Source organism: Gemmobacter caeni (assembly GCF_003054195.1).
Lineage (GTDB): Bacteria > Pseudomonadota > Alphaproteobacteria > Rhodobacterales > Rhodobacteraceae > Gemmobacter > Gemmobacter caeni.
Genome location: NZ_QBKP01000007.1, coordinates 183183 through 203222, shown reverse-complemented (window position 1 = coordinate 203222; position 20040 = coordinate 183183). Strand labels below are relative to the sequence as shown.

Below are 20040 nucleotides of genomic sequence, written 5' to 3'. Positions count from 1 at the left end.
CAGGGGTCAGCGGCAGGATAGCGCGGCGCAGCCTGCGCGCCAGCCCTTGCCTGGGCCGTTTCTGCGGACGAGGATACGGCAAGGAAAAGGGGGCAAGATGCTGGGGATCATCGGAATCGGGCATCTGGCGGCGGCGCTGCTGGCGGGGCTGCACCGGGCGGGGTTCGCGCCCGGCGAGGTGCTGCTGTCGCCGCGTGGCCGGGCGGCAGAGATGGCGGTGCGATACGGGCATCCGCTAGCCCGCGACAATGCCGATCTGGTGGCGCGCTGCGATCTGGTCCTGCTCGCGGTGCGGCCAGCGGCGGCACCCGGCGCGGTGGCGGGGCTGCCGTGGCGCGCGAGGCAGGTGCTGGTTTCGGCCTGCGCCGGTGTGCCAATTGCGGCGCTGGACACAGGCCCTGCCCGGCGCATGCGCATCATGCCCCTGACGGCGGCCGAGGTCGGTGCCAGCCCGACCGCCTGCTTCCCTGATCTGCCCGAAGCTCGACGGTTACTGGAGGCACTTGGGCCCGTCATCCCCTTAACCAGCGAGGCGGAGTTTGAAATCGCCACGGTTTCCGCCGCGATCTATGGCTGGGCGCAGGATCTCATCGCGCGCAGCGCTGAATGGGCAGCCGCGCAGGGCCTTGACCCACTGGTGGCGCGGCGGCTGAACGCGCTGACCTTCGCGGCGGCCGGGGCGCTGATCGACAGCAAGCACGAGCCGATGGCGCAGATGCTGCACGAACTTGTCACCCCCGGCGGCATCACCGAACGCGGCTTTCAGATACTGAAAGCGCATGACGTCAGTGCGGGATGGGAGGCCGCCTGCGACGCAGTGATGGACAAGCTGAAAGGGCGTTAAAGCGCCAGTTTCAGCCGCCCCGCGCCGCGCGAGCGGCAGCACATCATCCGGGTGCCCGCAGCCCTTTCCGCAATGCTCAGCACCTTGTCGCGATGATCGACCGTGCCATCCAGCACCGCGACTTCGCAGCTGCCGCACAACCCTTCCTCGCAATCCGAGGCGATGTCGATGCCAGCCGCGCGCAGAACCTGCAACAGGGTACGGTCGGCAGGCACGGGCAGGGTGAAGCCGCTGTCGGCCAGTTCGACCTCGAAGGGACGGTTGTCGGCAAGGTCGGTATCGTCGCCCGCGCTGAAATGCTCGATGGCCAGCACCAGATCGGGGCGCGTGGCCGTCAGGGTTTGCAGGGCCTCAAGCATCCGCGCCGGGCCGCAGGCGGAAATGCGGGTGCCCGGCGGAGCAGCGGCGACCAGTGCCGCCAGATCGGCGCGTGGTGCGCGGTCGCGCGGATGCGCCGCCACCTGCCCCGCGTGATCGCGGCTCAGCCGCGCCAGATGCGCCATCCGCGCCTCGGCCCCGCCAAGGTAATGCAGATGATAGCGCGCCCCGATCCGTTTCAGCCGGTCAGCCATGGCCAGGATCGGCGTGATTCCGATACCGCCCGCAATCAGCAGATGCGCAGGCGCCGCCTCGTCCAGCGGGAAGTGATTGCGCGGCCCGCGCAGCCGCAGCACCGTGCCGGGTGTTACTGCGTGGAAACGACGCGAGCCGCCGCGCCCGGCCTCTTCACGCAGGATCGAGACGGTATAGCCCGGCGCATCCGGGTCGCCGCAGAGCGAATAGCTGCGATCAAAGCCATCAAGCTCCAGATCCACATGCGCACCGGGGGTCCAGCGCGGCAGCGGCCGTCCCTGCGGATCGGCCAGATGCAGAGAGATGACGCCTTCAACCTCCGTCTGCACCGCTGTCACCACCACGCTGCGGGCGATGTCCTTGCGACGCGGGGCGCCGATCTCGAACCGCGCCCGCTCGGCCCCCTCTGCCGGATTGGCGGCAACATCCCATTCCACCCAAAGGTGATCCGGCCCCCGGAACGAGGTATTGGGCAGATAGGTGAATTCCTGTTCGGCCAGGCGCAGATGCGGCAGGCGGCGGGACAGTTCCTCAAGGATGATGCGCAGTTCCAGCCGGGCAAGGTTTTTGCCCATGCACTGATGCGCGCCATAACCGAAGGTCAGATGATCGGTGGCATTATCTCGGTAGATGTCGAAACTGTCGGCATTCTGGAACTGGCGTTCGTCATGGTTGGCGCTGGCCATGACGATCAGCAGCTTCGCTCCCGCAGGCAAATCGGTGCCACCCACTGTGGCGGGCGAAGTCAGTTGCCGCCGCCAGGCCACTACAGACCCAGCATAGCGCAGACATTCCTCCACCGCATTGGGGATCAGCGCCGCATCCTCGCAGATCGCGCGCCAGCCCGCGCCATCGGTCAGCAAGAGCTTGATCGCATTGGCCGCTGCATGGGCGGTGGTCTCATGCGCCGCGACGATAATCGCCATCATCATCGAATGAAGATAGCTGTCGGTCACGATGTCAGGGTGCAGGGCGTTCTGCCGGATCGCCTCATGCATCCAGCCCTGGCCGTGGGGTTCCGCCCGCATCCGGTTCAGCACCTCGCCCGCGAACTGCCAGAACCGGCCCACCTCATGCGCCAGCGCGATCTGATCCTCGCGCGAGGGTCGGCCCCAGGTGTTGACGGTATGCGCCATGGAGAACTCGCGAAGGCGGGCCATGTCACTTTCCGGCACACCAAGGAAATGCAGCGCCACCGTCAGCGGGATTTCCCACAGCATCTCCTCCACCAGATCGGCACGGCCTTTGGCGATGAAAGCATCCACCTTCTCGCGCGTCAGCACCCGCACACGGTCGCGGTGCGCCTCAATATTGGCGGGCAGGAAATGCGCCATCAGCATGCGACGGCGTTCGGTATGGGCGGGTTCGTCCTCGTTCACCAGCGTCCGGTTCATCGCATAGCCATAGGAGGCCAGCACAGCCATCGCTTCGTCGGGGAAGGGGGTGATCTTTTCCAGCACATTGCACGGAGAAAATAGCAATGGATCGCGGAACACCGCCTTCACATCGGCATAGCAGCTGACCACCCAATAGCCGGTCTCGGGGCTGTAGAACACGGGCTCCTCCGCCCGTGACCAGGCCAGCGCGGCGGCGGGGTCGATCTGATATGCGCCGGTGAACGGGTCGAAGGCGCGGGCGCGGTCCGACACGGGGCAGGCTGCGCCATCAGCATGGGCCGGGCATCCGGTGGTCATTGGCGATCCTCCCCTGCGGCTTGATATATGAGCGATAATAGCACATAAATGTGCTATATTTGACGCTACAGAAAGGGCGGCGCTCGTGTCAACTGCAACGACTCCCGAACGGGTGCAGACCCTCGACCGCGGCTTGCAGGCGTTGAGCGTCATTGCCGCGCGCGGGCCGATTGGCATGGCGGCGCTGGCGCTGGCGCTGGGGGTGGACCGGCGTATCTGTTACCGGCTGGTCGCCACGCTGGAGGCGCATGCCTTCGTCACCCGGCTGGCGGATGGCACGGCGATCCTCGGGCCGGGGCTCTTGCCGCTGATGCAGGGAGTCCATGCCCGCCTGCGGCTGCACGGGCAAGAAGCGGTGGATGCGCTGGCCCGTGATACCGGGCAGACGGCCTTCCTTTCGGTCGCGGCGGGCGAGGACTGTCTGGCGCTGCTGACCAGTCCGGGCAAGAGCGGGCTGCTGGAGATTACCTATCGCGTCGGCGCCCGCCATCCCATCGGGCGCGGCGCGGCGGGCATCGCGATCTTGTCAGCCCGGTCACCGCAGCCCGGTGACAGCGCGCAGGTGGTGCAGGCGCGGCGGGACGGATGGTCGGCGACCAGCGGCGAATTGCAGCCGGGCGCGCATGGTATCGCCGTGCCGCTGCGCGCGGGGTTCCTTAGCCGTGCCGGGATCGAAGCCTGTCTGGGCGTGGTCAGCGCCCAGCCGCTCGACCTGTCAGGTACCGTAGCCGCACTGGATGCCGCCGCCACATGCCTGGTCGCGCAACTGGACGGCGCCTAGGCGAAATCGACAAACTTGCCGAAGGGCATTTCGCGCAGCCGTTGCCCCGTGGCAGCGAAGATCGCGTTGGCCAGCGCGGGCGCAGCGGGGGGCACCGGCGGCTCGCCGATGCCGCGCACCTCTGGCGCGTTTTCCAGCACCCGCACCACAATCTCGGGGCATTGGTCCAGCCGCATCCCGCTGTGGCTGTCGTAATTCGTCTGCTCGGCCATGCCATCGGCATAGGTGATTTCGCAGTTCATCGCATGACCCAGACCCCAGATCACCGCGCCCTGAATCTGGTTCTCGATATTCACCGGATCGACGACGCGGCCCACATCGGCCACGCAGAACACCCGGTCGATACGCAGCCCGGCGTCGGTCATGCGCACATCCACGACTTCGGCCACATTGACCCCGAAGCTCTGGACAAGCGCGACGCCCCTGCCCTGCCCCGGTGCCGGGCTGGGGCCTTGCCAGCCAGACAGTTCCGCCACCGCCTCCAGCACGCCCCGCGCCACCGGGTCATTGCAAAGCCGCAGCCGTTCGGCCATCGGATCGGCCCCGGCGGCGTGGATCAGCTCGTCCAGAAAGCTTTCAAGGAAAAACCCGCCGAGCGAGGCGCCGACCGAACGCCAGCTGGAGACCGGCGCCAGCCCTTCCACCGCATGCGCCCGCACCCGAAAGGCGGCGGGCGCGTAAGGCGCGTTCCAGATCCCGGCGGGAAGCTGGTTGTCCGGCCCCGGCACCGAATAGCCCGCGCGCCCGAGTTGCGAGCGGCTGGGAGAGGGGCCGGAGGTCACGATCTCCACCGCCTGCACCTGCCCGTTTGCCACCGTGCCACGCCCGCGCGCCATGCCCGGCGGGCGGGTGAAATCCTGCGCGAAATCCTCTTCGCGGGAATAGGTCAGCTTGACCGGGGTGCCCGGCATCTGCCGCGCAATCTCGGCCGCGCGCAGCACATGGTCAAACTCCAGCCGGTGTCCGAAACTGCCGCCCGCGAACTGGTTGTGCAGCGTGATCTGGCCAGAGCCCTGCCCGGTGACACCCGCCACCAGATCCTGCAACATCCGGGGAAGCTGATGCGCCGTCCAGACCTCGGTTTCCGCCTCCAAATAGCGGACAATCGCGTTCAGCGGCTCCAGCGGCTGATGCGCCAGATAGGGCGCGCGATATTCGGCGCTGACGACATCAGCGGCGGAGAGGCCCGCGTCCATATCGCCGTCGGCCCGCCATTCCTTGTCCAGATGCGCGGGATCAAAGCCTGCCTCCACTGCCGCCCAGTGATCGGCCATTTCGGCGGGGTAAGGCGCGGGGCCCCAGTCACAGACCACCGCCTGCGCCGCCTGCATGGCGCGCCATGTGTTGTCGGCGATGACCGCCACGCCATCGCGGATCGGCAGCACCTGCGCAACGCCGCGCATCGCTTTCGCCGCCGTCGCGTCATGGCTGAGCAGCACACCACGCCGGGGGTTCAGCCGCACCGCCGCATGAACCATACCCTCGACCTTCAGGTCGATACCATAGACCTGCGTGCCGGTGGATTTTGGCAGTATATCCAGCCGCCGCATCGGCTTGCCGATCAGCCGCCAGTCGCTGTCGGGGCGCAATGGCACTTCCTGCACCGGATCGGACTGCGCGGCATCAGCCGCCAGCGCGGTATAGGGCACCGCCGTGCCATCAGGCAGGATCACGGCGCCGTTCTCGCTGCGCAGCAGGGCCACATCGACACCGTGGCGCTGTGCCGCCACCCGCTTCAGCGTCTCGCGTGCCATGGCCCCGGCTTGTCGCAGCTTCACGAAACTGTCCGGCACCGCGCTGGAGCCTCCCGTTCCCTGCATCCCGACCAGTTTGAACGCCGCATTCATCGCGCCGCGCGTGGCACGGGCCGCGAGGCCGGTATCGCCCGGCAGGAAGGGCGCGCTTTCAGCACCCAGCGCAGTATTCCAATAGGCCGCAGCGGGCGGACCGAATTCGGTGGCGACCTGCGCGGGATCAACGTCCAGCTCCTCGGCGATCAGCAGCGCCTGCATCGACATGGCTCCCTGCCCCAGATCGGCATGCGGGGTGATCAGGGTGATGCGGTCAGCGGTAATCTTGACCCAGGGGTTGAAGCTTAACTCCCCCGGCGCCAGCCCAGCCAGCAGCGGGTTTTCAGGGGTCTTGCGCACAGCGTAAAGGCCGAAAGCAACGCCCCCCGCGATAGCAGCGGAACCGATGAGAAAGCTGCGGCGCGCGATCTTGCCGATCCGGGACATGATTCAACCCTCCCGCATCAGTTGCGCCGCGCGATACACCGCCGCACGGATGCGCGGGTAGGTGCCGCAGCGGCAGAGGTTACCCGCCATCGCTTCATCAATTTCGGCGTCGCTCGGGTTCGGGATCTGCGTCAGCAGCGAAGCCGCCTGCATGATCTGGCCCGACTGGCAGTAGCCGCATTGCGCCACCTGCCCTTCCACCCATGCCGCCTGCACCGCATGCAGCGCGGCGGGCGTGCCCAGCCCTTCGATGGTGGTGATCTCGGCGCCCTCGGCATCGGAAGCCGGGATCTGGCAGGACCGCATCGCCTCGCCGCCCAGCCAGACGGTGCAGGCCCCGCATTGCGCAATGCCGCAGCCGTATTTCGTGCCGGTCAGGCCCAGTTCATCGCGCAATACCCACAACAGCGGCATGTCGGGTTCGACATCCACCTCGTGCATGGTCCCGTTCACATTCAGTCGCATCGGCTGCCTCCTGCTTCGGCGCAATCATAGCATGGGCCGAAGCGAAGGGCCGGGTCACGTTGCGTCACGCAGGGCAGCGGCGGGCGGGGGCAGGAAAGCCCCCGCCCTTCACGTCAGAACGGGCTGTCGGGGAAGTAGAACTGTGCTGCATTTTCAGGCGTCACCAGGGTCGATCCGATGATGAACCGCCCCGAGACCGGCGCCGCCGACACGAAATGCAGTGTCGTCATCTCGATGGCCGAAGAGATCTGCGCAGGCGGATAGGTCACATCCACCGGAACCTGCTTGTCGCCGTCCATGACGCGCTTGATGATTTCCTTCATCCCGGCGCCGCCGACAATCCACATCTCATCCGTGCGCCCGGCGGCGGCGATGGCCTCCATCACACCCAGCGCCATATCGTCATCTGCCGCCCAGACCGCGTCGATCTTGGGATACTTCGACAGGTAATCCTGCATGACAGTGAAGGCGTCGTCGCGGTTCCAGTTGCCGTGCTGCTTGTCCAGCACCTCGATGCCCGAGCCGTCAATGGCCTTCTCGAAGGCGTCCACCCGCTCGTTGTCCAGTGTCGTGGGGATGCCGCGCAGGATCACCACCTTGGCGCCGGAGGGCAGATTTTCGCGGAAATATTCCCCAGCGACCTGGCCAAAAGCGGTATTGTCGCCCGCGACATAAAGATCTTCGATCCCCGGCTGCGACAGCCCCCGGTCGACCACGGTCACCCATTTGCCCGCGTCTTTCACCGCCTTGACCGGCCCGGTCAGCGGCTCGGATTCGAAGGGCAGCACCACCAGCCCGTCGATATTGCGGGTGGCCAGCATATCCTCAATGTCATCGACCTGCTTGCCCGGCTCTCCCGCCGTGGCCAGCACGAATTTGACGTTGGGATAAGTGGCCTCAAGCCGCTTGATCGTGTCCTGCGCGTGCCAGTTCAGCCCGCCCATGAAGCCATGCGTGGCCGAGGGGATGGAGACGCCGATGGTATAGGTCTTGTCCTCGGCCACCGCCATGGTGGCAAGGCTAGCGGACATGGCAAGCGCTGCGGTGGCACCGAAGAACTGTCTGCGTTTCATAGTCTTTCCTCCCTGAGCGCCGCCCTCCCCGGCGGCGGATGGTTACCGCCCTTCGGCGGAAGATTTCCCGCGTTGCAGCACAACGGCGAGCACGATGATAACCCCCTGGATGGCCCCGTTCAGATAGGGCGACACGAGGTCGGCAAGGTTCAGGATATTGTCGATGAGGCTGAGGATCAGCACGCCCACCACCGTGCCCCAGACCCGACCATAGCCGCCCTTCAGCGCGGTGCCACCGATGATGACGGCGGCGATGGCCTCAAGTTCCCACAGAAGCCCGGTCGAGCCGGAGGCAGAGCCAAGGCGCGGGACGTAAAGGATGGTCGCGAGGCCGACCAGCACGCCAAGCGCGACATAGGTCATCAACTGCACCCGTTCGACCTTCACCGCCGAATAGCGCGCCACCCGGTCGTTCGATCCGATGGCCTCGCAATAGCGGCCGAAACGGGTGCGGCGCATGGCAAGTTCGCCCAGCACGGCCACCACGGCGAAGACCAGAATGGGCCATGTGATGCCGAAAATGCCGCCGTAATAGACCGGGCGATAGAATTGCCGCGCCTCGAAATCGAGGCTGAGCGTGCCGCCGTCGGCAATCCAGGTCACGAGGCTGCGGAAGATGCCCATGGTGCCCAGCGTGACGATGAAAGGCTCGATCCCGGCACGGGTGATCAGCAACCCGTTCGCCAGCCCCGCCAGAAGCCCGACGCCAAGCGCAACAGCCATACCCGCCAGCACGAGCGGCACGCCAATCCCCAGCGTGGGCAGCATGGCGTTCATCGCAAGGATCATCATGCCCGCGATGAAAGCCGCCATCGACCCGACCGACAGGTCCAGCCCGCCCGAGGTGATGACGAAAGTCATCCCCACGGCGATCATCCCGATGAAGGCGGACCGCGCCAGCACATTGGTAATATTGCCCGCCGACAGGAAGTTGGCGTTCAGAAAGGCCCCCAGCACCACCAGAAGGATCAGCGCCGCCAGTGGCCCGAGGGTGGAAAGCGAAAGGTTACGCATCGGCTGTGGCCTCTTCGGTTGTGCCCATGACCAGCCGCACCACGGCGGTTTCGGTGATCGCATCGCCCTGCAACTCGCCCGCCACCCGGCCCTGCCGCATCACCAGAACGCGGTCCGAGAGGCCGAGGATTTCCGGCATGTCAGAGGAGATGACGATGACGCTCAGCCCGTCGCGGGCGAGGCGGTCGATGAAATGATAGATCTGGCTCTTGGTGCCGATGTCGATACCGCGCGTGGGCTCGTCGATGATGACGATCTGCGGATCGGGCAGCATGGTCTTGGCCAGCAACAGCTTCTGCTGGTTGCCGCCCGACAGGTTGCCCACCGCCATGTCGCGGCGCGGGGCGCGTATGTCGAAATCCTCAATGGCACGGGTCAGCGCGGTTTCCTCGGCGGGCCGCGAGATCATCAGGCGGCCAAAGCGGCCCAGCGTCGAAAGCGTCAGGTTCTCGCGCAGGGATTTATCGAGTAGCAAGCCCAGTTCCTTGCGATCCTCGGTCAGATAGGCAAGGCCATGCGCAGCCGCATCGGCAGTGGAATGCAGCGTGATCGCTTGGCCCTCGCGGCGCAGGCTGCCACGGTGCGTGCGCAGGCCCACCAGCCCTTCGGCCAGTTCAGTACGCCCCGATCCCACAAGGCCGGAAATCCCCAGCACCTCGCCCCGCCGCAGGGTGAAGCTGACATCCTGCACCACCGGCGGGACGCTGAAACCCTGCACCTCCAGCACCACGGGGCCGAAACTGTCGCGCCGGGGCGGGAAGATGTCTTTGAGATCGCGCCCGACCATGGCAGTGGCCATGCCGTCCTCTGTCAGCTCGCCGCGCAGCGCCTGCCGCACCACGGCGCCGTCGCGCAGAACGGTGATGCGGTCGGCCAGATGGCGCACCTCGTCCAGTCTGTGCGAGGTGTAAAGCAGCGCGACGCCACTGGCGCGCAAGCGGTCGATCTGACGGAACAGCACCTCGACCTCGCGGTGGGTCAGCACGGCCGAGGGTTCATCCATGATCAGGACGCGCGCCTTGCGCCCCAGCGCCTTGGCGATCTCGACCATCTGGCGATCCGAGACCGCCAGATCGCGAATGCGGGCATCCGGGCTGACCCGGCAATCCAGTTGATCCAGCAGCGCCTGCGTCTCGCGCCGCATCGCGCGGTGGTCCAGCAGGAACCGTCCCGGCTCGCGTCCCAGGAACACATTCTGTGCCACCGTCAGATCGGGGGCGAGGTTGAATTCCTGATGGATGACGACGACGCCCGCCGCCTCGGCCTCCGCTCCGCTGCGATAGGGCGCGGGCTGGCCGTCCAGCAGCACCTGACCGGAGGTCGACGTCAGGAAGCCACCGAGGATCTTCATGATGGTCGATTTGCCGGCGCCGTTTTCGCCTATCAGCGCATGAACCTCGCCGGGACGCAGCGCGAAGTCGATGCCATGCAGCACCTCGATCGGGCCGAAGCTCTTGTGCACATCCTGAAGCGCCAGCGCCGGGGTCATGGCGCGACCCAGGCCGCGTTGCGTTTCGCCGATTGCACGCAGGCCGCGACGAAGCGCATACCGGAAATCCCGTCCGAGAGGCCGGGGAACAGCACGCCCTCGGGAAGCGCTTCGCCCGCCTCATGCGCCCGGATCGCACGCGCGGCCTCGGTATAGATATTGGCGAAACCCTCCAGATAGCCTTCGGGGTGACCGGGCGGCACGCGGGAGACCCGCTGCGCCTCGGGCAGCGCCCCGGCACCATTGCGGGTCAGCAGGCGTTTGGGTTCGCCGAAGGGCGTGAACCACAGGCGGTTGGGGTTCTCCTGCTCCCATTCCAGCCCGCCTTTGGCGCCATAAACCCGCAACCGCAACCCGTTCTCGTTCCCCGGCGCCACCTGACTGGCCCAAAGCATCCCCTTCGCCCCGCCGGGATAGCGCAGCATCACATGGGCATTGTCATCCAGCGCCCGCCCCGGCACGAAGCTGGACAGATCGGCGGCCAGCGCTTCCGGCTCCATCCCCGTCACGAAAGCTGCGAGATTCCAGGCATGCGTGCCGATGTCCCCCAGCGCACCGCCAAGGCCGGACCTTAGCGGATCGGTGCGCCAGTCGGCCTGTTTGCTGGCCACCGCCTCGGTCAGCCAGTCCTGCGCATATTCCACCTGAACCAGCCGCAACGCGCCCAGATCGCCCGCCGCGATCATTGCACGGGCCTGCCGGATCAGCGGATAGCCGGTGTAGTTATGGGTCAGGATGAACAGCGCCTTCGAGGCTTCGGCTACCTTGGCGAGCCGCTTCGCCTCGGCCATGGTCGCGGTCAGCGGCTTGTCACAGATCACATGGATGCCGCGCTTTAGGAACTCGATGGCCGGCCCCGCGTGCATGTGGTTCGGCGTGACAATGGCCACCGCCTGAATGCCGTCCTTGCGTCGCGCCTCGCGCGCCGCCATCTGGCGGTAATCGTCATAGCTGCGCGCCAGCCCAAGCTCCGCCGCCGAAGCCGCCGCCCGCGCGGGATCGGAGGACAGCGCCCCCGCCACCAGCGCATACTGGCCATCGAGCCGCGCAGCTATGCGGTGCACCCCGCCGATGAAAGCCCCCTGCCCGCCGCCCACCATGCCCAGCCGGATCGGTTCCATCGTGTCAGCCCTCCAGCCCAAGCATGCGGCGATTGGCAGCGCGGTCGGTGCCCGCATCCGCGAAATCGTCAAACGCCTTTTCGGTGACGCGGATGATATGGGCCTGCACAAATTCGGCCCCCTCCCGCGCGCCATCCTCGGGGTGTTTCAGGCAGCATTCCCATTCGACCACCGCCCAGCCATCGAACCCGTATTGCGTAAGCTTCGAGAAGATCCCGCCGAAATCCACCTGCCCGTCACCCGGGCTGCGGAAGCGCCCGGCGCGATTGACCCAGGATTGATAGCCGCCATAGACCCCCTGCCGCCCGGTCGGGTTCAGCTCAGCATCCTTGACGTGGAACATGCGGATGCGCTCGTGATAGATGTCGATGTGTTCCAGATAGTCGAGATGCTGGAGCACATAATGCGACGGGTCATACAGCATGCAGGCCCGCGCGTGATTGCCGGTGCGCTCAAGGAACATCTCGTAGCTGATGCCGTCGTGCAGATCCTCGCCGGGGTGGATTTCATAGCAGAGATCCACACCGCAGTCCTCGGCATGATCCAGCAGCGGGCGCCAGCGGCGGGCAAGCTCGTCAAAGGCTTCCTCGATCAGCCCGGCGGGGCGCTGCGGCCAGGGGTAGATATAGGGCCACGCAAGCGCACCCGAGAAGGTGGCCATCGCCCCAAGCCCCAGACGACGCGAGGCGGTCAGCGCCTTCTTCACCTGATCCTGCGCCCATTCCGCCCGCGCCGCCGGATTGCCGCGCACGGCGGGCACTGCGAAGCCGTCGAAGGCCACATCATAGGCCGGATGCACCGCAACCAACTGGCCTTGCAGATGGGTGGAAAGCTCGGTGATCGAGAGACCCGCCTCGGCGGCGATGCCCTTCACCTCGTCGCAATAGTCCTGCGAGGCGGCGGCGCGGTCCAGATCAAACAGCCGGGCGTCCCATGTCGGGATCTGCACCCCCCTGTAACCACAATCGGCAGCCCAGCGGGTAATCTCGGCGAAACTGTTGAACGGCGCCGCGTCCCCCGCGAATTGCGCAAGGAACAGGCCGGGGCCTTTGATCGTCCGCATCAGCTCCTCCCAAAACTGGTGACGGGACCGATTATGTAATCGGTTACATCAACGATAGACATGCGATGTAATCGTTTGCAATATGATTCTTGCACATCTGAACGGATTGAGCCCGCCGCAGCCCCGGCGTATGAAAGGCCATGAAGCACGACCGCCCCAAGATCAGCGACGTTGCCCGCCTTGCCGGGGTTTCCACCGCCACGGTCAGCCGGGCGTTGTCGACCCCCGAGCGGGTCAGCGAGGACACCCGCGCCGCCGTGCAACAGGCGGTGGAGGCGACGGGATACCGGCTGAACCTCGCCGCGCGCAATCTGCGCCACCGGCGAACGGGCGGCATCGTGGCGCTGGTGCCGAACCTCGCCAACCCGTTCTTTTCGCAGATCCTGTCCGGCATCGCCTCGGTCCTTGGCCCGGCCGGTTACAACCTGCTGATTGCCGATACCCGCACCGCTGACGCGCAAACCCTGCTGGATTACGCCGAACCCAGCCGGGCCGACGGGCTGATCATTCTTGACGGCACGCTGCCCGCCGCCGCGCTGCAAGGGCGCGTGCCGGTGGTCGAGGCCTGCGAATGGGTGCCCGGCCTGCCCGCGCCGCGCGTGAAGATCGACAATCGCGCTGCGGCGGGACTGGCCGTAGATCATCTGGCCGATCTGGGCCATTGCCGCATCGGCCATGTCGCCGGGCCACGCGGCAACGTGCTGACCGAGGCGCGGCTGTCCGGCACGGTCGAGGCTCTGGCGGCGCGCGGCCTGCCCTTCCCCGAGGACTATCTTTATCCCGGCGATTTCTCGCTGGATTCCGGGCGCACGGCGGCGCGCATCTGGCTGGATCAACCCGCCGCCACCCGCCCGACCGCAGTATTCTTCGCCTCCGACGCCATGGCCTGCGGTTTCATCGGCGAGGTGCAGCGCCACGGGCTGCGCGTGCCGGGCGACCTGTCGGTGGTGGGCTTTGACGATATCGAACTGGTCGCCCATATCTCGCCACCACTGACCACGATCCGCCAGCCCCGGACCGAGATCGGCCGCGCCGCAGCCGAACGCATGCTGGCCTGCCTGAAGGGTGAGGCCCGCGATGCCGATACCGTGCTGCCGGTCGAGCTGATCCTGCGCGCCAGCACCGGCCCCGCCCCGGCCTGACCGTTTCCCCGGCCCTTCAGGACGCGATTGCCCGGAACGCCTGTTCGCCCTCGATCACGAAGCGCAGCATCCGGTCCGAAGCCGCAACCGCGTCGCGGGCCTGAAATGCGGCCAGCAGATCACGTTGCCCCTCGACAATGATGCGGTTGGTTGCATCGTCACGCATCGTGGTCAGCCGGACGGTCTGCACCTGCACCAGGTAACGGCGGATGGTGTCGACCAGCACCCGGTTCGGCACGATGTCGAGCCAGCGGTTACGGTAAACCTCGCAGGCGTGGAAGAACAGCGGCACGTCGCCCGACACCAGCGAGCCCTGCGTCTGCGCGACCGCATGCGTCAGATCGGCCAGCACCTCGGACGTCATCGCCTGCGCGGCCATGGCGGCAGCACGGGGGTCCAGCATGCGGCGCAGCTCAAACACCTCCAGCACCTCGGCGCGGCTGAGGTTCGGCAGCGTGAAGCCACGCGTTGTCGGCACCAGATAGCCCTCGGCAGCCAGCCGCATCAGCGCATCGCGCGCAGGCATCCGCGACACCCCCAGTTCAGTCGCAATGACGGTGTCGATCAGCCGATCCTCCCAGCCGACCTCGCCGCGCTGGATACGCGTCATCAGCACGTCATAGATCCGATCACGATGACTTTGTCTGGACATTTGCATACTCTTTGGAAGCCGATTAACTGTATAAAAACTGATTTTTATCAATATATAAAGGGTATTCTTATATCCGAGCGACATTTTGAATCCGAAATATCTCTTGAAAAGTATACAGTTTATGGCACCATTCCTTGCAGAATCGGGCCGATGAGAGACCCGAAGTCCAACAGGGAGGTTCCCATGAAAATGACCCGCCGCACCGGCATCGTCGCCGGTCTGATGCTTGGCCTGAGCTTGTCGACCGCCGCTTTCGCGCAGGATGCGCTGCGCGTTGGTGCCTATCCGGCCAACCCGCCATGGGAAAACAAGACCGAGGCGGGCACGTTCGAGGGGTTCGAGGTCGATATCGTGAACGAAATCGCCCGGCGCATGGGCAGCACCGCCAATATCGACGGCATGGATTTCAAGGCGCTGTTCGTCGCCTCTGCCTCGGGCCGGGTGGATATGGTGATTTCCTCGCTGACCATCACCAATGAACGGCTGGACAGCCAGGCCTTCACTCAGCCCTACTTCCAGGGCGCGCTGGGGATCGGCGTCAAGGACGGGTCCGACATCGTGTCGGTCGAGGGGCTGAAGGGCAAGGTTGTGGGGTCGGTTGCCACCTCCTTCCCCGAAAACTGGCTGAAAGAACGCGAAGCCGAAATCGGTTATGCTGAATACAAAAGCTATGACACCACTTCGAACATGCTGACCGATCTGCTGAACGGGCGGATCGACGCGGCGGTGAACGATGTGGTCGGCCTGCGCTATGCCTTCACCCAGATGAAGGGCCTGACCGTGGGGGCAGAGATCGTCACGGGTGAGAAATTCGCCATGATGATGCCGAAGGGTTCGGACAAGCTGGAACAGGTGAACCAGATCCTGTCCGACATGAAGTCGGATGGCACCATGGCGGCGATCTATGAGAAATGGATGGGCGTCGCCCCGGCGGCGGACAGCTATACAGTGACGCCGATGCCGGTGCCGACCTCGGCCGACTGAGATGCAGGATATCGCACATCTGGCCTCGGTGCGCGTGGAGGCGCCTTCTGATTTCACCTTCGGCCATCTGGCAGATGGGCGAAAGCTGGGCCGTTGGGCACTGGGGTCGATGGATTTGCAGCCGGAGGCCGAACCCGGCCTCTGGCGCGGGGTATCGCTCTTCGACGGGTCGGAGGCGGCGGTGGAAATCCGACCGCATCCCGATCTGGGGCTGATCGACTTTCACCTTGGCGCGGCGGGTGCGCGGGTGCCGCGGGTCTCTATCCGCGTGACGCCCGGGCCTGATTGGGGGTTGCCTGCGGGCGCCTGCCTCGTCGCGATGACGACCTGGCGCGCAGGCTGGATGGATGACGACCGCTGGATGCGCACCCGCAAGACGCATGAGCTTGAGGTGCTGCTGTTCAAAGCGCAGATCGAAACCGACTGGCACGCGGCATGACCCCGGCGGACTGGCGGCAACGATTTCGCGCGGGCGAGGTGCGGCAGACGGCGGCGCTGTGTCCGGGCTGGACACAGGCCAATCTGGCGCTGATCCCCGCCGCCTTCGCCGATGATTTCGAGGCGTTTCTGCACGCCAATCCTGCCGCCTGCCCCTTGCTGGCGCGTGGAAGTGCGGGCGATCCGGCGCTGCCGGATCTGGGCGACATCGACCTGCGCCACGACCTGCCGCTTTACCGGACGTTCCGCGACGGGCAGCCAACCGGCACCCTGCCCGACATCGCCGCGCATTGGCGCGACGATCTGGTGCCCTTCGCCATCGGCTGTTCGCTGAGTTTCGAAGCCGATCTGGTGGCGGCAGGCGTTCCCCTGCGCTGCCATGCTCCGGGGCGAAGCTGTTCCGCCTTTGATACTGCGCTGCCCAACCGGGCGGCTGGGTTGTTCGGCGGCAATCTGGTGGTGACGATGCGGGCGGTCGCGGCGGATCAGGTCGCGCTGGCGACCGAGGTCACACGCAACCATCCCCAGGCGCATGGCGCGCCCGTCCATACCGGCGATCCGGCGGTGATCGGGGTCGACCTGTCACGCCCGATCGACGGGCTGGGGCTGACCGACGTTCGGCCCGGCGAAGTCGCGGTGTTCTGGGCCTGCGGCGTGACGATGGAACGCGCCATCGCCTCCGCCCGGCTGCCCTTCGCCATCACCCATGCACCGGGGCACATGCTGATCACCGACCTTCCCGCCCAGCCGCATGGAGCGAGCGCATGGACGCCGTAGACATCTTCTTCAACGCCGATGTGATGCGACGCGCTTTCCCGATCCTGTTGCGCGGACTGGGAATGACGCTGGCGCTTGGTGTCACCGCCATCGTGATGGGCACGGCGCTGGGGGTCGGCATCGCGCTGATGCGGCTTTATGCGCCGAAACCGCTGCGGCTGTTCGCGGTGCTGTATACCGATCTCATGCGCGCCATGCCGGTTCTGGTGGTGCTCATCCTGATCTATTACGCCCTGCCCTTCGCGGGGGTCGTGCTGTCCTCCTTCGCCGCCGCCGCCATCGCGCTGTCGCTGGTGCTGGGCGCCTATACGGCAGAGGTGATGCGGGCGGGCATTCAGGCGGTCCCGAAGGGTCAGTTCGAGGCCGCAGCCGCGCTTGGCATCCATTTCTGGCTGGCCATGCGCAAGGTCGTGCTGCCGCAGGCCATGCGCATCGTGATCCCGCCGCATGCCTCGAACTGCGTGAGCATCATCAAGGACACCTCGCTTGCGTCGGTGGTGGCAATGACCGACCTGCTGAAACAGGCCACCGATGCGCAGGCCCTGTTCGCCAATCCCACGCCCCTGATCGGCGCCGCGCTGATCTATGTGGCGATCCTCTGGCCGCTGGTGCGGCTGACCGGCTGGCTGGAGCAACGCTTCCAGCGCGCCTATCAACGGTAAGACCTATGCAAGACAGCTATTTCCTTTATCACTCCATCGGCCAGTATCCCGGCAAGGCCGAGGATCTGGCCCACGCCATGGCCGAATTTGCAGCCGTCTGGGCAGCGCCGGATGACGCGCAATGGGGCTACCTGCTGGGCAAACGCGCGGGCTTCATCGAACACTGGCGCGGCATCATCGGCGCCCCGGAAGGCAGCCTGACCACCTGCGAAAATGTCACGCAGGGCCTGCACATGCTGATGACCGCGCTGCCGCCCGAGCGGCTGTCCGGTAAGCGGGTGCTGGTGGCGGCAGATTGCTTTCCGTCGAACCACTTCCTTCTGACGAAATTGCAGGACCGGCTGGGGTTCACACTGGAAACCGTGCCGATGCGGCAGGGTGCCGCCTGGGTGGAGCCCGAGGATTTCCTTGCGCATTGGGGGCCGGATGTGGCTGTAGCGCTGCTGACATGGGTCGCCTCCACCACCTCGCACCGGATCGACCTGCCCGCGATGGTGGCGCATGGCCGGACGATGGGCAGCCTGATCGGGGTGGACATTACACAGGGCGCGGGGCTGCTGCCCTTCGACGTCGCCGATCCGGCGGTGGATTTCACCATCTCGACCAGCCTGAAATGGATGTGTGGCACGCCCGGCGCGGGCATCCTGCATGTGGCGCCGGATCTGATCAGCCAGTGTCTGCCCGAGCTGCGCGGCTGGTTCAGCCAGCCCGACCCGTTCAACTGGGCGCTGGACCGCTTCGCCTATGCCCCCGACATCCGCCGCTTTGACAACGGCACGCCGGGCTGCATGGCGGCCATCGCCTCGCTGCCCGCGCTGGACTGGCATGCCGCGCAGGATCGCGCGGCACTGCTGGCACAGAACCGGCGGCAGACCGCGCGGATCATCGCCGCCGCGGATGAGATGGGGCTGGACCTGATCACCCCGCGCGCGGAAACCGCACGCGGCGGCTCGGTCATGTTGCGGCTGCCCGACAGCCACCCGGCCCCAGAGATCGTAGCGGCGCTGCGTTCGGCAGGTATTGCCACCGACGGGCGCGGGCAGATTCTGCGCACCTCGCCCGGTCCCGTCACCACCGATGACGGGGTGCAAACGTTGGTCACGGCGCTGCGCCACCTGCTGCACTCCTGATGCGAAAAAGGGCGCCACTGGCGCCCCCTTTCATCATTCTGCCGGAACGCGCGCCAGCTTTGGTTCGTCGTGATGGTGATGTTCCTTCACCGGCCGCATCAGCATGTTGGCAATGAAGGCAATCACCAGCAGCGCCGCCATCGCATACATCGTCGTGTTGTAAAGGCTTGGCGTCGGGTCAATGGTGCCCGCGGGTGCAATCTCCATCAGCCGGGCGATAGTCACCGTCTTGGCGGCGACAAGGCTGTCTAGCTGATCGAGCGGCGCCCCGAACTTTTCGGAAAAGGCCGCCGGATCGACGCGCGAGGCCAGATCCCGGATTGCGCTGCCCACCGACATGTCGCGCAGGCTGGTGATGGCCAGCGGCCCCAGCACCCCGGCGGTGGACCAGGCGGTCAGGATGCGGCCATGGATGCCGCCGACATGCATCGTCCCGAACAGATCCGCGATATAGGCCGGGATGGTGGCGAAGCCGCCGCCATACATGGTGAAGATAACCATGGTGGCGATGTAGAACCCTACCAGATAGAACATCGACGGGCTGGCGCTGCCGGTGCTGGCGAAATAGGGGATCGACAGATACAGCAGCGTCCCCAGCAGGAAGAAGATCATATAGGTCGGTTTGCGCCCGATATAATCCGAGGTCGAGGCCCAGAAGAACCGCCCGAGCATGTTGAAGACCGAGATCATCAGCACATAGGTCGAGGCGAAGGCGGCGGTGACGACCAGCGGCATGGTGGTGCCGAAGATTTCCGACATCATGGTCTTGGCGACGCCGATCACACCGATCCCGGCGGTCACGTTGAAGCAAAGCATGATCCAGAGCTGCCAGAACTGCGGGGTTTTCAGCGCCTGATTGATGTCAACATTGGCAGAGGTGATGAGGCCATTGGCGGCGGCGGGTTTCGGCTGCCAGCCTGCGGGCTTCCAGCCCGGTGCGGGCACGCGATAAAGGAAGGCCGCCACGATCATCACGACGAAATAGCCGATGCCAAGCGCAAGGAAGGTGGCCGCCGCGCCGGTATTGCCGGTGCCAACGGCGTAAACACCTGCCTCGCCGCCACCCGGCAGTGCCGCCGCCTGCGCGGCGGAGGCCACCACGACCTCGACCTTGCCTGCTGCGGTTTCCGCGAATTGCCGGCCGCCTTCGGTGACGAGCGTCACCGTCTCCTGCGCACCCAGAAACTCAGGCGCCTTGGCGAAAGTCTGCATCAGCCAGCCCTTCAGCGGCGTGGCAATGATAGCCCCGCCACCAAAGCCCATGATCGCAAGCCCCGTCGCCATGCCGCGCCGGTCGGGGAACCAGCGGATCAGGGTGGACACCGGCGAGACATAGCCAAGCCCCAGCCCGCAGCCGCCGATCACCCCATAGCCAAGATACACAAGCCAGAGCTGATGGGTGGCAATCCCGACCGAGCCGATGACAAATCCACCGCCCCAGCAGATCGCCGCGACCACGCCCACCATGCGGGGGCCCACTTCTTCCAGCCACCGCCCTGCAAAAGCGGCGGAAAGACCAAGAAACACGATCGCGACCGAGAAGATCCAGACGACCGAGGCCAGCGACCAGTCGTCAGCCGCAGGGGCCACGACACCAAGCTGCTTGGTCAGCGCCGGATTGAACACCGACCATGCGTAGACCGATCCGATGCACAGATGAATGGCGATGGAGGCCGGTGGCACCAGCCAGCGGTTGAAGCCGGGCTTGGCGACGATGTGGTCTTTCCGCAAGAAGCCGAAAGCGCCGCCTGACTTGACGTTGCTCATGGGTTTTCCCTCCCTTTTTGGCGGGGGATGACGCGCCGGCCCCTCCTGCCTTGCGCCTCTCCCGATCTGGCATGCGACAGCATGCCGCTTCAGCCTTGCGAGGGAATCATTTGCAGGTCAACAAAATTTATCAA

At 65.9% G+C, this 20040-nt stretch carries 18 protein-coding genes; 8 read left to right on the top strand and 10 right to left on the bottom strand.

From position 1 onward, the window contains the following. Positions 1–97: 97 nt before the first annotated feature. On the top strand, positions 98–844 hold the full coding sequence (locus C8N34_RS12775) for an NAD(P)-binding domain-containing protein (RefSeq protein WP_054301300.1): 747 nt from the start codon (positions 98–100) through the stop codon (positions 842–844). Here the strand turns inward: C8N34_RS12775 and C8N34_RS12770 are convergent. Beyond that, positions 841–3111 (bottom strand): cytochrome P450/oxidoreductase, encoded by a 2271-nt coding sequence (locus tag C8N34_RS12770; protein ID WP_108129159.1) that lies wholly within the window; start codon positions 3109–3111, stop codon positions 841–843. The two genes, C8N34_RS12775 and C8N34_RS12770, sit on opposite strands and share 4 nt — an antisense overlap. An 85-nt stretch (positions 3112–3196) precedes the next feature. Between C8N34_RS12770 and C8N34_RS12765 the strand changes: the two genes are divergently transcribed. Next, positions 3197–3892 carry an IclR family transcriptional regulator gene (locus C8N34_RS12765; protein WP_145693599.1) on the top strand — a complete coding sequence of 232 codons (696 nt, stop codon included), beginning with the start codon at positions 3197–3199 and terminating at the stop codon, positions 3890–3892. On the opposite strand, the gene C8N34_RS12760 is transcribed toward C8N34_RS12765, so the two are convergent. From C8N34_RS12760 to C8N34_RS12730, 7 genes are all read right to left on the bottom strand, one after another. Then, on the bottom strand, positions 3889–6129 hold the full coding sequence (locus tag C8N34_RS12760; protein WP_108129157.1) for a xanthine dehydrogenase family protein molybdopterin-binding subunit: 2241 nt from the start codon (positions 6127–6129) through the stop codon (positions 3889–3891). The two genes, C8N34_RS12765 and C8N34_RS12760, sit on opposite strands and share 4 nt — an antisense overlap. A gap of 3 nt (positions 6130–6132) precedes the next feature. Continuing rightward, positions 6133–6594 carry a (2Fe-2S)-binding protein gene (locus C8N34_RS12755; RefSeq protein WP_108129156.1) on the bottom strand — a complete coding sequence of 154 codons (462 nt, stop codon included), beginning with the start codon at positions 6592–6594 and terminating at the stop codon, positions 6133–6135. Positions 6595–6707: 113 nt separating this feature from the next. Continuing rightward, on the bottom strand, positions 6708–7667 hold the full coding sequence (locus C8N34_RS12750; protein WP_054301295.1) for an ABC transporter substrate-binding protein: 960 nt from the start codon (positions 7665–7667) through the stop codon (positions 6708–6710). Between the two features lie 42 nt (positions 7668–7709). Further along, positions 7710–8681, bottom strand: coding sequence for an ABC transporter permease (locus C8N34_RS12745; RefSeq protein WP_108129155.1), 972 nt, complete (start codon positions 8679–8681; stop codon positions 7710–7712). Then, positions 8674–10170, bottom strand: a complete 1497-nt coding sequence (locus tag C8N34_RS12740; protein WP_108129154.1) for a sugar ABC transporter ATP-binding protein — start codon at positions 10168–10170, stop codon at positions 8674–8676. Before C8N34_RS12740 ends, C8N34_RS12745 begins: the two co-directional genes overlap by 8 nt. Continuing rightward, positions 10167–11291: a Gfo/Idh/MocA family protein gene (locus C8N34_RS12735; protein WP_199750675.1), complete on the bottom strand. Its 1125-nt coding sequence runs from the start codon at positions 11289–11291 to the stop codon at positions 10167–10169. Before C8N34_RS12735 ends, C8N34_RS12740 begins: the two co-directional genes overlap by 4 nt. A 4-nt stretch (positions 11292–11295) precedes the next feature. After that, positions 11296–12354, bottom strand: a complete 1059-nt coding sequence (locus C8N34_RS12730; protein WP_054301292.1) for a sugar phosphate isomerase/epimerase family protein — start codon at positions 12352–12354, stop codon at positions 11296–11298. Positions 12355–12494: 140 nt separating this feature from the next. On the opposite strand from C8N34_RS12730, the gene C8N34_RS12725 reads away from it, so the two are divergent. Beyond that, entirely contained in the window at positions 12495–13496 is a 1002-nt protein-coding gene (locus C8N34_RS12725; RefSeq protein WP_108129153.1) for a LacI family DNA-binding transcriptional regulator, read from the top strand. 16 nt (positions 13497–13512) lie between these two features. Here the strand turns inward: C8N34_RS12725 and C8N34_RS12720 are convergent, their stop codons facing one another. Further along, positions 13513–14148: a GntR family transcriptional regulator gene (locus C8N34_RS12720; RefSeq protein WP_211317730.1), complete on the bottom strand. Its 636-nt coding sequence runs from the start codon at positions 14146–14148 to the stop codon at positions 13513–13515. A 183-nt stretch (positions 14149–14331) separates the two neighbouring features. Here C8N34_RS12720 and C8N34_RS12715 point away from each other — a divergent pair, with 183 nt between their 5' ends. The 5 genes from C8N34_RS12715 to C8N34_RS12695 are packed head-to-tail and all read left to right on the top strand — an operon-like array spanning position 14332 to position 18139. Next, entirely contained in the window at positions 14332–15132 is an 801-nt protein-coding gene (locus C8N34_RS12715; protein ID WP_108129152.1) for an ABC transporter substrate-binding protein, read from the top strand. 1 nt (position 15133) lies between these two features. Beyond that, a complete protein-coding gene (locus C8N34_RS12710) occupies positions 15134–15571 on the top strand; it encodes a hypothetical protein (protein WP_108129151.1) in 438 nt (145 codons plus the stop codon). Then, a complete protein-coding gene (locus tag C8N34_RS12705; RefSeq protein ID WP_108129150.1) occupies positions 15568–16347 on the top strand; it encodes a D-glutamate cyclase family protein in 780 nt (259 codons plus the stop codon). Before C8N34_RS12710 ends, C8N34_RS12705 begins: the two co-directional genes overlap by 4 nt. Next, on the top strand, positions 16335–17009 hold the full coding sequence (locus C8N34_RS12700; RefSeq protein WP_054301286.1) for an amino acid ABC transporter permease: 675 nt from the start codon (positions 16335–16337) through the stop codon (positions 17007–17009). The genes C8N34_RS12705 and C8N34_RS12700 overlap by 13 nt, the downstream gene beginning before the upstream one ends. 5 nt (positions 17010–17014) lie before the next feature. Further along, positions 17015–18139 carry an aminotransferase class V-fold PLP-dependent enzyme gene (locus C8N34_RS12695; RefSeq protein ID WP_108129149.1) on the top strand — a complete coding sequence of 375 codons (1125 nt, stop codon included), beginning with the start codon at positions 17015–17017 and terminating at the stop codon, positions 18137–18139. Between the two features lie 33 nt (positions 18140–18172). Here C8N34_RS12695 and C8N34_RS12690 read toward each other — a convergent pair whose 3' ends face one another. Further along, positions 18173–19906 carry an OFA family MFS transporter gene (locus C8N34_RS12690; protein ID WP_108129148.1) on the bottom strand — a complete coding sequence of 578 codons (1734 nt, stop codon included), beginning with the start codon at positions 19904–19906 and terminating at the stop codon, positions 18173–18175. Positions 19907–20040 lie beyond the last annotated feature (134 nt).

Coding starts and splice junctions, on each gene's coding strand:
- C8N34_RS12750 (WP_054301295.1), bottom strand. CDS start 7,667: ATGAAACGCAGACAGTTCTTCGGTGCCACCGCAGCGCTTGCCATGTCC.
- C8N34_RS12730 (WP_054301292.1), bottom strand. CDS start 12,354: ATGCGGACGATCAAAGGCCCCGGCCTGTTCCTTGCGCAATTCGCGGGG.
- C8N34_RS12715 (WP_108129152.1), top strand. CDS start 14,332: ATGAAAATGACCCGCCGCACCGGCATCGTCGCCGGTCTGATGCTTGGC.
- C8N34_RS12690 (WP_108129148.1), bottom strand. CDS start 19,906: ATGAGCAACGTCAAGTCAGGCGGCGCTTTCGGCTTCTTGCGGAAAGAC.
- C8N34_RS12710 (WP_108129151.1), top strand. CDS start 15,134: ATGCAGGATATCGCACATCTGGCCTCGGTGCGCGTGGAGGCGCCTTCT.
- C8N34_RS12735 (WP_199750675.1), bottom strand. CDS start 11,291: ATGGAACCGATCCGGCTGGGCATGGTGGGCGGCGGGCAGGGGGCTTTC.
- C8N34_RS12720 (WP_211317730.1), bottom strand. CDS start 14,148: ATGTCCAGACAAAGTCATCGTGATCGGATCTATGACGTGCTGATGACG.
- C8N34_RS12775 (WP_054301300.1), top strand. CDS start 98: ATGCTGGGGATCATCGGAATCGGGCATCTGGCGGCGGCGCTGCTGGCG.
- C8N34_RS12760 (WP_108129157.1), bottom strand. CDS start 6,129: ATGTCCCGGATCGGCAAGATCGCGCGCCGCAGCTTTCTCATCGGTTCC.
- C8N34_RS12695 (WP_108129149.1), top strand. CDS start 17,015: ATGCAAGACAGCTATTTCCTTTATCACTCCATCGGCCAGTATCCCGGC.
- C8N34_RS12770 (WP_108129159.1), bottom strand. CDS start 3,111: ATGACCACCGGATGCCCGGCCCATGCTGATGGCGCAGCCTGCCCCGTG.
- C8N34_RS12725 (WP_108129153.1), top strand. CDS start 12,495: ATGAAGCACGACCGCCCCAAGATCAGCGACGTTGCCCGCCTTGCCGGG.
- C8N34_RS12740 (WP_108129154.1), bottom strand. CDS start 10,170: ATGACCCCGGCGCTGGCGCTTCAGGATGTGCACAAGAGCTTCGGCCCG.
- C8N34_RS12755 (WP_108129156.1), bottom strand. CDS start 6,594: ATGCGACTGAATGTGAACGGGACCATGCACGAGGTGGATGTCGAACCC.
- C8N34_RS12745 (WP_108129155.1), bottom strand. CDS start 8,681: ATGCGTAACCTTTCGCTTTCCACCCTCGGGCCACTGGCGGCGCTGATC.
- C8N34_RS12700 (WP_054301286.1), top strand. CDS start 16,335: ATGGACGCCGTAGACATCTTCTTCAACGCCGATGTGATGCGACGCGCT.
- C8N34_RS12705 (WP_108129150.1), top strand. CDS start 15,568: ATGACCCCGGCGGACTGGCGGCAACGATTTCGCGCGGGCGAGGTGCGG.